The organism is Amycolatopsis heterodermiae, from assembly GCF_034929455.1.
GTDB classification, from domain to species: domain Bacteria; phylum Actinomycetota; class Actinomycetes; order Mycobacteriales; family Pseudonocardiaceae; genus Amycolatopsis; species Amycolatopsis heterodermiae.
This window is the reverse complement of record NZ_JAYFSI010000001.1, coordinates 2,068,249-2,082,872: the sequence shown is the minus strand read 5'-3', so window position 1 is coordinate 2,082,872 and position 14,624 is coordinate 2,068,249. Positions and strand designations below refer to the sequence as shown.

The window sequence follows — 14,624 nt, the reverse complement described above, 5'->3', positions numbered from 1 at the left end:
CTTCACGAAGCGGGCGGTACGAAGCGGCCGTCGACGGCGGTCCAGCCACCGTCCACCGCCAACACGGAGCCGGTGACGAACGTCGAGGCGTCCGAAGCGAGGTAGACGACGGCGCCGGCGAGCTCGTCGGGACGCGCCCAGCGACCCAGCGCGCCCTTCTGCGCGTACGCGTCGTACCACTCCGGGTTCGCCTTGATCTGCGCGGTCAGCGGGGTTTCGACGACGCCGGGCGCGATCGCGTTGACCCGGACGCCGGCCGGGCCGAACTCCGCGGCGGCCGTCCGGAACAGCTGGACAAGACCGGCTTTCGTGGCCGCGTACGGGCCCTGACCAGGCTCGACGGTCGTGCCGCGGATCGACGAGAAGCCGATGATGCTCCCCCGCCCGCGCGCGACCATGTCGGCGCCGAACGCGCGGACGACCTCGAACGTCACGCCGAGGTTGAGCGCGATGACGCGGTCGAACTCGTCGCGGGTGTAGTCGAGCAAGCGCTTGCGGACGTTCGTCGCGGCGGTCAGCACGACGACGTCCAGCGGCCCGAGGTCGGACGCCGCGTGGTCGACGGCGCCGGGTTCGAGGAGGTCGATCTCGTACGCCTCGCCGACGCCGGTTTCCCGGGCCGCCTCGACGTCCCGGTCCGCGACGACAACCGAAGCGCCGTGCGCGGCCAGGGCTCGGGCGGCTTCACGGCCGATGCCGCTGCCGCCGCCGAGCACCACGGCACGGCGTCCGTCCAAGCGGAACAGGTTCTCGTAGTTCACGGTCGCAGCACCGCCATCCTCGTCACGGTCAGCTCTTCGACGGCGAAGCGCGGCCCCTCGCGGCCGATGCCGGAGTCCTTCACCCCGCCGTACGGCATGGTGTCCGAGCGGAACCCGGGCACCTCGTTGACGACCACGCCGCCGACGTCCAGCTCGTCGAGCGCGCGGAACGCCGTGCGCAGGGAGCGGCTGTAGACGCTGGCGTGGAGGCCGTAGCGGGACGCGTTCACCGCGGCGAAGGCTTCGTCCACATCGGACACCGTGCGCAGGCAGACGACCGGGCCGAAGATCTCCTCGTCCCAGGCCTCGACGCCGTCCGGGACGTCGAGCAGAACGGTCGGGCGTAGCACGGTGCCCTCGACACCGCCGCCGACCTGGCGGGCACCGGCCTTCTCGATCCACGCCTGGACGCGTTCGGTGGAAGCGGGGTCGATCAGCGCGGAGACGCGCGTCTTCTCGTCGCGGGGATCGCCGACGACGACCTCGTCGAGCCGCGCCAGCAGGCGTTCGGTGAACTCCGCGGCGACCGACGCGACGACCAAGACCCGCTGCACCGAGATGCAGGCCTGGCCGGACGCGTAGAACCCGCCACGCAGCACGGCGTCCGCGGCCGCGTCCAGGTCGGCGTCCTCCGCGACGACCAACGCCGCGTTCGAACCCAGCTCCAGCAGGGTCTTCGTGGGCGCGGCGTCGCGGGCGATGCGGTGGCCGACCGCGGCCGAGCCGGTGAACGAGACGGCGCCGATCCGGCGGTCGGTCGTCAGCGCCGCGCCGACGGACGCGTCGCCGGTGACCAGCTGGACCATGGCGGCGATGGGGGCCACCGACCGGACCAGGTGCACCAGCCACAGCGTCGCCAACGGCGTCTGCGGTGCGGGTTTGACGATCACCGGGCAGCCCGCGGCGATCGCGGGGGCGATCTTGTGCGACGCCAGCAGCAGCGGGTAGTTGAAGCCCGCGATGCCGACGACCACGCCGATCGGCTTGCGCTTCCAGAACCCGACCAGCCCGTCACCCGAGGGCAGCAGGTCCAGCGGGACGGTCTCGCCGTGCAGCCGTGACACCTCTTCGGCGGCGGCTTCCCAGGTGACGATGGTGCGCGCGACCTCGACGCGGCAGTCGACCAGCGGCTTGCCCGTCTCGAGCACGAGCAGGTTCTCGAACTCCTCGCGCCGGGCGGCCAGTGCGGCAGCCACGTCGTTCAACAAGGAACGCCGAGTACGCGAAGGCAGCGAAGCCACCTCGCGCGCGACGGCGACAGCCTCGTCGACCGCCCTCGTAGCCAGCTCGGGCGTCCCGACGGGCGCGGTGCCGACCACGCTGCCGTCGTAGGGGAAAACGATTTCCGCTGTGTCCACAGTGGACGTCCAGCCCGCGCCGACCGGCAGGCCGTCCGGGTAGTCAGGCATCGTCACCTCCGCTCAGCCGGGCCAGTTCCGCGCGCAGGTTCGGCGCGGCGGCCAGGAGTTCCCGGGTGTACTCGTGCTGCGGCGCGTCGTAGACCTGCTCGACGTCGCCGAGTTCGACGATCTCGCCGCGGCGCATCACCGCGACGCGGTCGCAGACGTGCCGGACGACACCGAGGTCGTGCGACACGAAGATCAGCGTCAGGGAGAACTGTTCAACGAGCGAGGCGAGCAAGTCGAGGATCTGGCCGCGGACGGAGACGTCCAGCGCGCTGACGGGCTCGTCCGCGATGAGCACGCTGGGGTTCGGCGCGAGCGCACGCGCGATCGAGATGCGTTGTCGTTGCCCGCCGGAGAACTGGTGCGGGTACCGGCCCGCGGCGTCCGCGGGCAAGCCGACCGCGGTGAGCAGCTCCGCGACCCGGTCCGGATCGCGGTGGCCGAGCGGTTCGGAAACGATGTCCCGCACCCGCATCCGCGGGTCGAGCGAGCCCATCGGGTCCTGGAAGACGATCTGCAGTTCCGAGCGCAGGAAGCCCAGGCGACGTTCCGGCAGGTTGTCGATCCGCTTGCCCTGGAACGACACCGTGCCGGCGGTCGGCTTGTCGAGCGCCGCCAGCAGCCGGACCAGGGTGGACTTGCCCGAACCGGACTCGCCGACGATGCCGAACCGCTGCCCGGCTTCGACGTCGAAGCTGACACCCCGCAGCGCGTGCACGTTCCGGCGGGCGTACCGGCGTTCCAGGTCGCGGACTTCGATGATCATCGGCGCGCCTCCAGGTCCGACGCGTCCAGCAGCTTGCGCGTGTACTCGTGCTTCGGCGACGTCAGCACTTTGCGCGTCGAGCCCGCTTCGACGATCTCGCCGTCGAGCATCACCAGCACGCGCTCACACACCGACGCCACCACCGCGAGGTCGTGGGTGATGAACAGAAGGGCACTTTCACGTGAAAGTGACGTCTTGATGAGCGACAGGATCTGAGCCTGGACGGTGACGTCGAGGGCGGTCGTCGGCTCGTCGCAGATCAGCAGCGACGGCTCGTTGGCCAGCGCCATCGCGAGAACGACCCGCTGCCGCTGGCCGCCGGACAGCTGGTGCGGGTACGCGCGGGCCGTGTCGGGCAACCCCACCGACGACAGCAGCTCTTCGGCGCGGTGGCGACGGCCGTGGATCCGGCCCGGCTCGGTGACCTGACGGCCGACGCGCATCGCCGGGTTCAACGCCGTCATCGGCTCCTGGAACACCATCGCCAGCTCGTCCCCGCGCAGCCGGGAAAGGTCCTTTTCGGACATTCTCAACAGCTCGCGGTCGCCGAGCCGCACCGAGCCGGACGCACGGAGTTCCTCGGGCAGCAGGCCCATGATCGCCAGCGCCGTCAACGACTTCCCGGAGCCGGACTCGCCGATCAGGCCGACGCGCTCACCCGCGCCGATCTCGAAGGAGACGTCCCGGACCAGCTCGTTGACGCTGAGACCCCGCACCGAGAGAGTCATACGCGGGCCGCCAATCGGGGGTCGAGGCGGTCGCGCAGGCCGTCCCCGAGGAGGTTGAACCCGAGCACGGCGACGGCGATCGCGATGCCCGGCACCAGCGCCAGCCGCGGCTGGACCGTGAGCAGTTCTTGGGATTCCTGCAGCATCCGGCCCCACGACGGCGTCGGCGGCCGGGTGCCGAACCCGAGGAACGACAACGCCGCCTCGGCGAGCACGGCGATCGCGAACGACACCGACGCCTGCACGATCAGCAGCCCGGAGATGTTCGGCAGCACGTGCCGCACGGCGATGGTCAGCCGCGACCGGCCGCCGGCGCGGGCGGCGAGCACGAACTCGGTGCTCATCACCTGCAGCGTCCCGGACCGGGCGATCCGCGCGAACGACGGGATCGTCGCGATGCCGATCGCGACCATCGCGGTCAGCGTGTCCGCCCCGAACACCGCGCCGAACATGATCGCCAGCAGCAGCGCGGGAAACGCGAGCACGAGATCGTTGACGCGCATGACGAACTCGCCGAGCCACCGCGGCGACATGCCGGCGAGGATGCCCAGCGGCGTCCCGATCACCGCGGCGATGCCGACCGCCACCACGCCGACGTACAGCGTGGTTCGCGCACCGACCATGATCTGGCTCAGCAGGTCACGCCCGAACTTGTCGGTACCGAACCAGTGAGCGCCTCCGGAACCGAGAAGCCGGTGCGCGGCATCGACCTTCACCGGGTCGAACGGCGTCCAGAAGAAGGACAACACGGCGGCCAGCACGACCAAGCCGACGAGCACCCCGCCGATCACGAGATTGCGCATCACGAACCTCGCAATCGCGGGTCGAGCACGGTGTAGAGGACGTCGACGACGAAGTTGACCAGCAGTACGCCGACCACCAGCACGAGCACGATCCCCTGCACGGTCAGCAGGTCACGCGACGCGACCGCGTCCAGCAGCATCGAGCCCAGCCCCGGCAGCACGAACACGCGCTCGACGACCACCGCGCCGATCAGCAGCGTCGCGAGCTGCAGCCCGAGCACGGTGACGACCGGGACGGACGCGTTGCGCAGCCCGTGACGCACCAAAGCTTGGCCGGGGCGAAGGCCTTTCGAACGCGCGGTGCGCAGGTAGTCCTGGCCGAGCATGTCGAGCACCGCCGAGCGGACGTACCGCGTGAGCACCGCGCCCTGCACCAGACCGAGGGACAACGCCGGCAGGACGAGCCCGCGGAAGAACTCACCGAAGTCCTGGTCCGGCGGGGTCCAGCCGCCCGAGGGCAACCAGCGCAGCTGCACCGCGAAGATCTGCACCAGGATGATCCCGGCGAGGAACGCGGGGATCGCGACGCCGATCTGCGACAGCCCGGAAACGCCCGCACCGGACGCCTTCCGGTGCTTGACCGCAGCGAACGTGCCCGCGGGGATGGCGATCACCAGCGCCACCAGCATCCCGGCGCCGACCAGCCAGAGCGTGACGCCGAGGCGGTCGAGCAGCTGCGGGCCGATGGTGTCGCGCGTGACGTACGAACGGCCGAAGTCGCCGTGGAGCACGCCACCGATCCAGTCGAAGTACTGCGTGACCAGCGGCCGGTCGATGCCGAACTCGGCGCGGGTCTTGGCGAGCAGCTCCGGCGTCGCGTTGACGCCGAGCGCGACCTGCGCCGGATCACCCGGCAGCACGGCCATGAACAGGAACACCACGATCGACGCGACCAGCACGCTGACCACGAAGATCGCCACCCGGCGCAGCACCTTGGCGGTCATCGCGGCGCCAGTCCGGTCAGGTCGAACGACTCGCTGACCTGGTTCGCCGCGAACCCGCCGACCTTGGCCTTCGCCACGATCACGTTGGGGAACAGGAAGAGCCAGTCCGCGGCAGCGTCGGTGTTCAGCTGCCGCGCCACCTGCTTCATGTCCGCGACCTGCTGCTCCGGTGTCCCGCTGTCGGCCTCGGCGAGCAGCTGCTGGACGCGCTTGTTGTCGTAACCCCAGTAATAGGTCGGCTTGCCGAACGTCGTGATGTCGCGCGCCTCGACGTGCTGGATGATCGACAGGTCGTAGTCGTGGTCGGTGAACACCTGCTTCAGCCAGACCGCCGGAAAATCCAAGGGCTCGATCGTCGTCCGGACGCCGACGTCGGCCAGCTGCGACTGGACGACCTGCGCCGCCGAGACGGCGTACGGCAGGTTCGGGATCCGCATCCGCAGGTTCAGGTTCGTCGCGCCGGCCTCGCTCAGCAGGGCCTTCGCCTTCGCCGGATCGAACGGGTAGACGTTCGCCAGGTCCTCGTACCAGGGGTCGGTCGGCGGGACCATGCTGCCGATCAGCGTGCCGCGCCCGGCCCACGCCGTGTCGAGCAGTGCCTTGCGGTCGATCGCGTACGTCAGCGCCTGGCGCACCCGCGGGTCGGTCAGCGGTGCGCGTTTGTTGTTGAACGCCAGCGTGACCTCGCTGTTCGACGTGCCCTGCACGACCTGGAACCGGTCGTCGGCCTGGAACTGCGGGATCGAGTCCGGCGCGGTGATCGCGGAGATGACGTCGATGCCGTTGCTGTACAGGGCGTTGTTCAGCGCGGTCGGGTCCTTGATGTACTTCAGCACAACTGTGGTGTAGGCCGGTTTCCGGCCCCAGTACGCGGGATTCGCCTTGAGCACCACGGAGTCGCCGCGCTTGCGGGCCGCGACGACGTACGGCCCGGTGCCGATCGGCTTGTTCGCCAGGTCGGCCACGCCGGTGGGGCTGAACATCGCGCCGAGCCGGCTGGTGAGGCTGAACAGCCAGCCGTTCGACGGCTTCGACAGCACGACCCGCGCGTGGTCCGGCGCCACGACGTCGACGTGGTCGACGACGTCCATGGTGGACTTGATCGAGATCGTCCAGTCGGTCTTCACGCGCAGCAGCGAGAACTTGACGTCGTCCGCGGTGAACGGCGCGCCGTTGCCGAACTTGACCCCTCGCTGCAGCTGGAAGTCGTAGGTCTTGCGGTCCGGGCTGATCGTCCAGGACTTCGCGAGCAACGGGACCACGCGACCCTGCGGATCGAGCTTCACCAGGCCTTCGTAGACGTTGTAGAGCAACGCCTGCGGGATCGCGGCTCCGTCGGTCTTGGTGAAGTCGAAGTTGGCCGGCTCCGCCGTGAATCCGACGGAAAGCGTGTCCGGACCTGCGGAAACGCTCGCCGACGAGCCGGCCGAGCAGCCGGACACCACGAGCAGCAGCGCCGCCGCCAGCACGGGAATCCGGGCTTTCATCTGGCCTCCAGGTCGGTACACTGGTCTGACCAGTAGCCTGCACGCGACGGACGTCGAGGTCAAGGGATGCGGTTCGAACCGGTGGCTCCGGTCCGCGCGTACGAGCGGGTCGTCGAGCAGATCGAGCAGGCCGTGGTGAGCGGTGCGCTCAAGCCGGGGGAACGCCTGCCCAGCGAGCGCGAGCTGATGATCCAGTTCGGCGTCGGTCGGTCGACGATCCGCGAAGCCCTGCGGGTGTTGCAGGCCGCCGAAATGATCCGGTCGCGGCCCGGCGACCCGCGGGGCCCCGAAGTGCTGGCCGCGTCCCCGGTGGCGTTGCACCGCTCGATGCACCGGCTCGCGCGCGCCGACCACGTCGGGCTCGCGGAGTTGCTGCAGTTCCGGATGATCCTCGACGGCTCGGCTCACCTGCTGGCCGCGGAGCTGCGCACCGAAGACGACCTGACCGGACTGGCCGAGGCGCTCGAGGCGATGCGGGAAGGCGTCTCGCACGGGTACGCCGAGTTCAGCCGCGCGGACGTCGCGTTCCACGAGGTCATCGCGCGGATCTCGCGGAACCCGTTGCTGGTGGTCAGCGAAGAGGTCGTCCGCGGGGTGGTCCTCGAACTCATCGAAGACAAACTGGAACACGCCAGCAACCGGACGTCGCTGATGCGCACCTGGCTCGCGCACCACGCCGAAGTCCTCGACGCGGTCCGCGCATCGGACGGCGCCGGGGCGGCACACCTGGCCAAACAGGCGTTGTACGACAACTACGCCGAATACGTCCCCGCCGAGCACCACGCACTGCTGACGCCCCTGCTGCGGTAATACACTCGGCCGGGTGGATTCCACGGAACGTTCCGGCGTCGGCCTGGCCCTGTCCGGCGGCGGCTACCGCGCGATGCTGTTCCACACGGGTGCGCTCTGGCGGCTCAACGAACTGGGCTGGCTGCCGAAGCTGACCACCGTCTCCAGCGTGTCCGGCGGGTCGATCGCGGCCGGCGTCCTGGCCCACTCGTGGCACAAGCTCTCCTTCGGGGACGACGGCATCGCCGACAACTTCGGCAAGTTCGTCGTGGAGCCGGTCCGGAAGCTGGCCCGGACGACCCTCGACATCCCGGTCACGCTCAAGGCGATGTTCATCCCGTGGCGCAGCGCGGGTGAGGAGCTCGCGCGCGTCTACGCGAAGCACCTCTTCGGCGACTGCCGGCTCGACCAGCTCGACCCGGCCGGCCCGCACTTCGTGTTCACCGCGACCAGCCTGCAGGACGGCTCGCTGTGGTGGTTCTTCCGCCAGGGCGGCCCGCACGGCCAAGTTCCGCTGGCCACCGCGGTCGCCGCGTCGTCCGCGTTCCCGCCGCTGCTCTCCCCGGTGGTGATCCCCGACCCGCACCAGCCGGACCGCAAGATCGTGCTGAGCGACGCGGGCGTGTACGACAACCTCGGCCTGGACCCGATCGAGAACCAGCGGGCGGTCGTCCTGGTCAGCGACGCCGGCAAGAAGATGAAGCACGAGGACAACCCGAAGCGCAACTGGCCGATGCAGCTGCTGCGCGTGCTGAACGTGATGGACAACCAGGTCCGCGAGCTGCGCACCGGCACGCTCCTGAAGTCCTACGAGGACAAGACGTACGCCGGGACGTACTGGGCGACCTACAGCGACATCGAGCACTTCGAGCTGCCGGACGCGCTGACCGCGCCCGTCGAGCAGACCCGCGCGCTGGCCGAGACGAGCACCCGCCTGGCGCGGATGCCGGAACGGCTGCAGGACCAGCTGATCAACTGGGGTTACGCCGCCTGCGACGCCGGCATGCGCAAGTGGGTCGACCCGTCCGCGGTCGCGCCGAAGTCGTTCCCCTACAAGGGATCAGGCGTTGGCTAGGTTCGCGTAGACGACGATGTTGTCCTTGTAGCTGTGCGCGGCGTGGTCGAACACGCCACCGCACGTGATCAGCCGCAGTTCCGGCTTGTCGCTGTTGCCGTACACCGCCTCACGCGGGAACGTCTCCTTCGGCACCTGCGTGACGTGGTCCACGACGAACTTCAGCTTCTTGCCGTCGCTGCGATCGACGTCCACCTCGTCACCGGGCACGAGGTCCTTGAGCTTGTAGAAGATGCCGGGCTGCTTGTCGCCGTCGACGTGCCCGAGCACGACCGCCGGGCCGACGTCCCCGGGCACCGGCGAGAGCTGGTACCAGGCGGCCTGCATCGGCTTGTGCACCGACGGCACGGAAATCGAGCCGTCGGTCTTGAGGCCGACGGAGATCAGGCTGGAGTCGGCGCCGATCTTGGGGATCTTCACCGACGTCGGGCGCAGGCCCTTGAACGGCGCGGTCACCGGCACCGACGACGGAACCGGCGCGGCCGCCTTGGGTGGTTCCGTCGCGGAGCTGCAACCGGCCAGAGCCAGCGCGAGGGCGACCGCGACGGCCACCCGGCGGACGGTCACCAGGCCGTGCCGCCGAAGCCCGTCTCGATCCCGCCCTGGGGCGCGACCTTGACCTGGGCCTTCGGTGCGGCGTTGCCGGGGGTGCTGGTGGTGGTCGACGTGATCGTCGTGAGCGGCACGGTGCTCGACGGCGTGCTGGTCGTGGTCGGCGCGCCGGTGCTGGTGGTGGTGCTCGTCGTCGGGTTCGTGGTGCTGGTCTCCGGCGGCGGCGCCTGCTCGAAGTCGACGGTGCCCTCGCCCTCGACACCGCCGCAGGTCCAGCTGAACTTGCCGGTGGTCGTGCCCGGCGGCAGCTGGTCGACGCGCACGGAGTAGTGCCAGATCCGGCCGTCGGCGCCGTCCTGGTCCGGGCCACCGGTGACGCTCAGGTACTGGGTCGCCACTTCCCCGGGCTTGCCGGACGCGCAGTTGATGGTCAGGCTGCCCTCGCCACCGACGCCGACGAAGCCGTGGCCGGTGTTGTCCTGGTAGTCGTCGGCCGGCGGCTCGGACCCGTCCGACGTCGTCGTGGTCGTGGTCCCCGGCTTCGTGGTCTTCGTGACGTCGGTGGTGCCCGGCGCCGAGGTCGTCCCGGTGGTCGTGACCGGCGGGGCCGTGGTGGTCTCCGACGTGGGCGGGACCGTCGTCGTGGTCGTCTCGGAGGTGACGGCCGTCGTCTCCGTCGTCTCCGGCGTGGTGGTGTCCGTTTCCTGGGCCAGCGCGGCCGGCGCAGCGGCGAAAGTGATCAGCGCGCCCGCGGAAACGATCCCCGCGACTCGGTTCAGCGTTCTACCCACGATGGCTCCCAACGGCGTTGACCTGCGATGCCGCGACTATCGAGGATTGCGCCGTCCGTGTTACTCCGAGAGGGCGATGGACAAATCGCGCCAGAGGTCCTCCGGATCTTCGAGGCCGACGCTGAACCGCACCAACCCCGGCGGCACGCGCTCCTCACCCGGCAGCCACGCCCGCCGCTCGACCAGGCTTTCGACGCCGCCGAGGCTCGTCGCGGGGCGGATCAGCCGGACCGCGGAACAGAGCTTGTCGGCGGCTTCGGCGTCGGCCAGTTCGAACGCGACCATCATCCCGAAGCCCGGGTAGCGCACCCGCGTCACCGCCGGGTGCCCGTCGAGGCGCCCGGCCAGCAGCGCGGCCGTGCGGGACTGCTCGGCGAGCCGCACCGGCATCGTCCGCAGCCCCCGCAGCGCGAGCCACGCCTCGAGCGCGCCGGGCGTCGACCCGACGCGGGTCCGCGCGCCGCGCAGTTCGTCGGCCACCGCCGGATCGGCCGCCACCGTGATGCCCAGCAGCAGGTCGCTGTGCCCGCCGATCAGCTTGGTCGCGCTGTGCACGACGACGTCGGCGCCGAGTTCCAGCGGCCGCTGCTGCAACGGCGTCGCGAAGGTGTTGTCGACGACGACCCGGCCCCGCGCGGCGGCGGCGATCGTCTCGATGTCCATGACGTCGAGCGTCGGGTTGGTCGGCGACTCGAGCCAGACCAGGTCGGACGTCGCCGCTTCGGCGACCCAGGCCGCGGTGTCGGTCGGCTCGAGCTCGGTGACGGCGAGCTTGCCGAGCTTCTGCGCGTGGGTGAGCACCCCGCGCGTCACGGCGTAGCTGAACGTCGGGACGACCACCCGCGACCCGACCGGCAGCAGGTCCAGGACGGCGGACAGGGTGGCGACCCCGGACGCGAACGCCGTCGCGTAACCACCTTCGAGCGCTCCGATGGTCTCCTCGAGCGCGTGCCAGGTCGGCGTGCCGTCGCTGCGCGCGTACACGAAGTCGCCACCGGCCTGGTACGTGCTGGTGGCGACGAGCGGGGTGTTCAGCGGCTCACCGGGACCGTGCGGCCGGCCGGCGGCGATGGCCTTGGTGCGGGGCGTCCAGTCGTCCATGCGATCACCGTAACCGCAGGTCATGCCCCGGTCACTGTGACGAAGACGGCCGGCCCGCCCCCGCGTCCGGGGGCGGGCCGACCTGGCTTCAGTGCGCGTACACCTCGAACTCGTACAGCGAGTAGCCGTACTTGGTGCCGCGCTGGACGCCCTGCAGCTTCACGAACCGGGCCTGCGTCGGGGTGAAGGACAGGTTGTCCTGGCCGCCGTCCCCGTTGGTGACGACCGCCGCGTCCGTCCAGGTCACGGCATCCGGCGAGGTCTGGATCTTGTACCCCTTGCCGTAGGCCGATTCCCAGCTGAGGGACACCCGCGATACCGGCTGCACCGAGCCGAGGTCGACGGTGATCGCCTGGTCGTCGCTCCAGTCGCTGGCCCAGCGGGTCGAGGCGTTGCCGTCGATCGCGTTCGACGCCGGGGACGGGTAGAAGCCGGTTTCGGCGCTGGTGGCGCTGACCGTCTTCCCCGGCGCGAGGTTGGCGATGTTGTCACCGCGGTGCGCGGTGTACTCGACGACCTGCTGGAACGTCGGCCGGTTCTGCCAGCTGATCTTGTCCTGCGTGATGCCGCCCAGCGGGTTGTGCACGATCGTGTCGGCACACCACTGGTCGCCCGCGGAGCAGTTCGCGTCACCGGGGTAGACGGTGTTCGCGGCCTGGCCGGCGGCGGTGGTCAGCGAGTCGACGAGCGCCTGGCGGCACGTGGTGACGTTGCCGCCGCCGCAGAACGTGCTGCCGAGCGGGCCGGCCACCGGCTGGCCGAGCACCTGCCGGATGTCCTTGCTGACGTAACCCCACCAGCCGAACTGGAACGACGAGCCCTTGTGCGGCTGGCCGGTGTGCTGGCCGTTGCCGTTCTGGAAGCCGGACGGGCTTTCGTTGATGCCCAGCACGCCCGTCATCGCGTTGTAGGCGTTGTCGCCCATGCCCGGCTTGAACTCCGCCTGGACCAGCAGCGGCCACCACGCGTCGAAGATCCGGATCGCGTCGGCGTCGGCGTACGCCTTGCTACCCGGCGTAGTTTCCGTCCGCTGGTGGCCGTTGGCCATCCACGTCTTCAGCTTCGCCTCGGCGTCGGCGGCCGCGCCGGTGGTCGGCGTCTTGTCGAGCACCTGCAGCAGCAGCGGCAGGACGCGCTCGGCGCGCAGGTCGGCCAGCGCGGCGTCCTCCATCGCCTGGGTCAGGTTGACCCGGGTGACCTTGGTGCCGGTGAGGATCATCGTCTTGACCCGCGTGTCGAGCAGGTCGACGCGGTGCACGGCCGACTTGTCGGCGCCCGCCGCCGCGTAGCCGTTGGCCTGCGCGTTGTTCCAGCTGACGTAGTAGTCCTGGTTGACCGACTGCGGGTGCTGCGACGCCGGGGTGTAGGTCGCGACGTTGCCGGCCGGGTTCCAGCCGATCCAGTCGTGCCCCTGGTCACCCCACACCGGCATGTTCGGGTCCACATTGGACTGACGGGCCGGGTTGGCACCGGAGTTGAAGTACGCGATGTCCTTCGAGTCGGCGTAGAACCAGTTGAAGGTGAAGTTGATGTCGGCCGCGGCCTTCTGGAAGTCCGCCGCGGACTTGACGAAGCCCGGGTCGTTCAGCTCCTGGAAGCCGATCAGCGAATCGGCCTCGTGGAAGAGCGAGGACCGCAGCTGCGCGTACGCCACGGGTTTGCCGCCGACCGTCGCCCGGCTGGTCACCGGGCCGTACTTCGTGCGGTAGGCGCGCAGGGTGTACGAGCCGGCCGCGGTGCCGTCGGCCACCGTCGGGCTCCAGGAGTCCTTGACCTCCACGGTGTCCATCGGCAGGCACTGGCCCTGGTAGGTGTAGTAGTTCGAGTCCTTCGTCGGCGCCTTGCCGCTCGGGTCGCACAGGTTCAGCGCGTAGGTGTCGATGATGTCCTGCGCCGACGTCGTCGCGCTCCACGAGTAGTCCTGGCCGCGGCCCAGCAGCACGTACATGCTCAGCCCGGCGAAGGCCGCGCCGCGGGCGCTGATGCCCGGGCCCTGCAGTTCCTGCAGCAGGAGCAGCTGCGGCGCGAAGTACCCGGTCTGCGGGCCGAAGACGGCGACCGGGTGGCCGCTGGCGGTCTTCGAGCCGGACACGACCAGCGCGTTCGACATGCCGTGCTTGTCGGTCAGCATGTCGCCGGGCAGCACGCCGTTGTCGAACATCCCGCGGGCGGGCTCCTGCGCGGCCGGGGCCGGGACGTCCACAGTGGACGGAGTCGCGGTCGCCGCCGAGCCGGTCCGGTCGAACACCAGCTGCTGCGGGCTCACCGAACCCTTGTCCGGCGGGGCCTGCCCGACCGGGTTGGCCGGGGTCTTGCCGTACGGGAACGTCTGCCCGTCGTGCAGCGTCTTGACGGCCTCGGGGTCGTCCTCGGACCGCAGGCTCTGCCAGACCTTCTCACCCTGCACGGCGCCGTACTGCTCCTGCAGCGCCAGCTTCGCGACGGCGTTCTGCACCTCGCCACCGCCACCGGCGCCGAACTCGGCGCCGACCAGCGACGCGAGCGCGACCAGGTCGGTCAGCTTGAACGGGTCGATGGTGCCCGCGTTGGTGATCGCGTCGACGTGCCCGGTCAGCACGTACTCGCCCGGGAAGTAGCGGCCGCTGTGGGAGTCGGTGATGTACTTGTTGATGCCGTCGACGTACGCCTGCGCGTCGGCGAGGCCCTGCGCACCGCGCGGGCCGCTCGCGGCGACGTGGTCGATCTGCTGCTGCAGCTCGGCTTCGGTGTACGGCGCGTTCGCGAAGAAGCTCTGCTCCAGCTCCCGGTTGGCCTGGGCGCCGCCGGCGAAGGACGTCACCTGGCCGCGGGCGGCGTGACGCAGGACGTCCATCAGCCACAGCCGGTCCTGCCCGGCCGCGTACCCGGCGCCGAACTCGGTGCCGGCGCGCGTGGTACCGGTGATGTGCGGGACGCCGAGGGACTTGTCACGCACGATCGTCACGTCGGAGCGCGGCTGGATCGTGCTGGCGACCTGGTCGGCGGCGACGCCGAACGACGAGTCGTTGAAGTACTGGTTGATCGCCCCGGTGGTCAGCGTCTGGTAGCCGCCGGCCAGCGAGGAGTACTTGCCGAGCTGGTCGGCCGCGTGCGCCGGGCGGGTGCCGAGCACCTTGTGCGCCAGGATGTCCGCGAGGGTGGCGCTGCCGTTTTCGCCGGGCGGCAGGATGTCGCTGCACTGCCCGCCGCAGTAGTCGTTGGGCGCCGCGGCCGCCTCGGCGGCCGGAGCGGTGACAGCGACCTGAGTGAGCCCGGCGACCAGGCCTGCCAGTGCCGTCAAGGTCAAGGTGCGGATGCCACGTCGCATCAAGGCTCCCTCGTTCCAGGAGAGTGACGTAGCGCACGCTACCCACCGGTAGGACAAGTGTGAAGACTTTTCGCGTTTTTCAGTCCTTGGGCGTAGTCCGAACGGCGCAGCCTC

13 protein-coding genes are annotated in these 14,624 nt (G+C 70.2%); 2 read left to right on the top strand and 11 right to left on the bottom strand.

All coding sequences use genetic code 11. The annotated features are described in order from the left end of the window. Positions 1–2 precede the first annotated feature (2 nt). The 7 genes from VA596_RS10200 to VA596_RS10170 are packed head-to-tail and all read right to left on the bottom strand — an operon-like array spanning position 3 to position 6,895. Positions 3–761, bottom strand: coding sequence for an SDR family NAD(P)-dependent oxidoreductase (locus VA596_RS10200; RefSeq protein ID WP_323325390.1), 759 nt, complete (start codon positions 759–761; stop codon positions 3–5). After that, complete coding sequence (locus VA596_RS10195; protein ID WP_323325389.1) at positions 758–2,170, bottom strand: aldehyde dehydrogenase family protein; 1,413 nt, start codon at positions 2,168–2,170, stop codon at positions 758–760. The genes VA596_RS10200 and VA596_RS10195 overlap by 4 nt, the downstream gene beginning before the upstream one ends. Further along, positions 2,163–2,933: an ABC transporter ATP-binding protein gene (locus VA596_RS10190; RefSeq protein WP_323325386.1), complete on the bottom strand. Its 771-nt coding sequence runs from the start codon at positions 2,931–2,933 to the stop codon at positions 2,163–2,165. Before VA596_RS10190 ends, VA596_RS10195 begins: the two co-directional genes overlap by 8 nt. Beyond that, positions 2,930–3,661, bottom strand: coding sequence for an ABC transporter ATP-binding protein (locus VA596_RS10185; protein WP_323325384.1), 732 nt, complete (start codon positions 3,659–3,661; stop codon positions 2,930–2,932). Before VA596_RS10185 ends, VA596_RS10190 begins: the two co-directional genes overlap by 4 nt. Next, entirely contained in the window at positions 3,658–4,464 is an 807-nt protein-coding gene (locus VA596_RS10180) for an ABC transporter permease (RefSeq protein WP_323325383.1), read from the bottom strand. The genes VA596_RS10185 and VA596_RS10180 overlap by 4 nt, the downstream gene beginning before the upstream one ends. Then, positions 4,464–5,408, bottom strand: coding sequence for an ABC transporter permease (locus VA596_RS10175; RefSeq protein ID WP_323325381.1), 945 nt, complete (start codon positions 5,406–5,408; stop codon positions 4,464–4,466). Before VA596_RS10175 ends, VA596_RS10180 begins: the two co-directional genes overlap by 1 nt. After that, entirely contained in the window at positions 5,405–6,895 is a 1,491-nt protein-coding gene (locus tag VA596_RS10170) for an ABC transporter substrate-binding protein (RefSeq protein WP_323325379.1), read from the bottom strand. Before VA596_RS10170 ends, VA596_RS10175 begins: the two co-directional genes overlap by 4 nt. Before the next feature lie 66 nt (positions 6,896–6,961). Here VA596_RS10170 and VA596_RS10165 point away from each other — a divergent pair, with 66 nt between their 5' ends. Together VA596_RS10165 and VA596_RS10160 are read left to right on the top strand one after the other, a co-directional pair. Beyond that, a complete protein-coding gene (locus VA596_RS10165; RefSeq protein WP_323325376.1) occupies positions 6,962–7,705 on the top strand; it encodes a FadR/GntR family transcriptional regulator in 744 nt (247 codons plus the stop codon). A 13-nt stretch (positions 7,706–7,718) separates the two neighbouring features. After that, the gene (locus VA596_RS10160) at positions 7,719–8,759 is read left to right on the top strand and encodes a patatin-like phospholipase family protein (RefSeq protein WP_323325375.1); all 1,041 of its coding nucleotides are present in this window, start codon (positions 7,719–7,721) and stop codon (positions 8,757–8,759) included. On the opposite strand, the gene VA596_RS10155 is transcribed toward VA596_RS10160, so the two are convergent. The 4 genes from VA596_RS10155 to VA596_RS10140 all read right to left on the bottom strand — a co-directional run bounded on the left by VA596_RS10155 (position 8,745) and on the right by VA596_RS10140 (position 14,510). Next, positions 8,745–9,326, bottom strand: coding sequence for a class F sortase (locus VA596_RS10155; protein WP_323325373.1), 582 nt, complete (start codon positions 9,324–9,326; stop codon positions 8,745–8,747). The two genes, VA596_RS10160 and VA596_RS10155, sit on opposite strands and share 15 nt — an antisense overlap. After that, positions 9,323–10,102, bottom strand: coding sequence for a hypothetical protein (locus VA596_RS10150; protein WP_323325371.1), 780 nt, complete (start codon positions 10,100–10,102; stop codon positions 9,323–9,325). Before VA596_RS10150 ends, VA596_RS10155 begins: the two co-directional genes overlap by 4 nt. A gap of 60 nt (positions 10,103–10,162) precedes the next feature. Next, positions 10,163–11,203: a trans-sulfuration enzyme family protein gene (locus tag VA596_RS10145; RefSeq protein ID WP_323325369.1), complete on the bottom strand. Its 1,041-nt coding sequence runs from the start codon at positions 11,201–11,203 to the stop codon at positions 10,163–10,165. Positions 11,204–11,291: 88 nt separating this feature from the next. After that, positions 11,292–14,510 carry a penicillin acylase family protein gene (locus tag VA596_RS10140; protein ID WP_323325367.1) on the bottom strand — a complete coding sequence of 1,073 codons (3,219 nt, stop codon included), beginning with the start codon at positions 14,508–14,510 and terminating at the stop codon, positions 11,292–11,294. Positions 14,511–14,624: the final 114 nt, after the last annotated feature.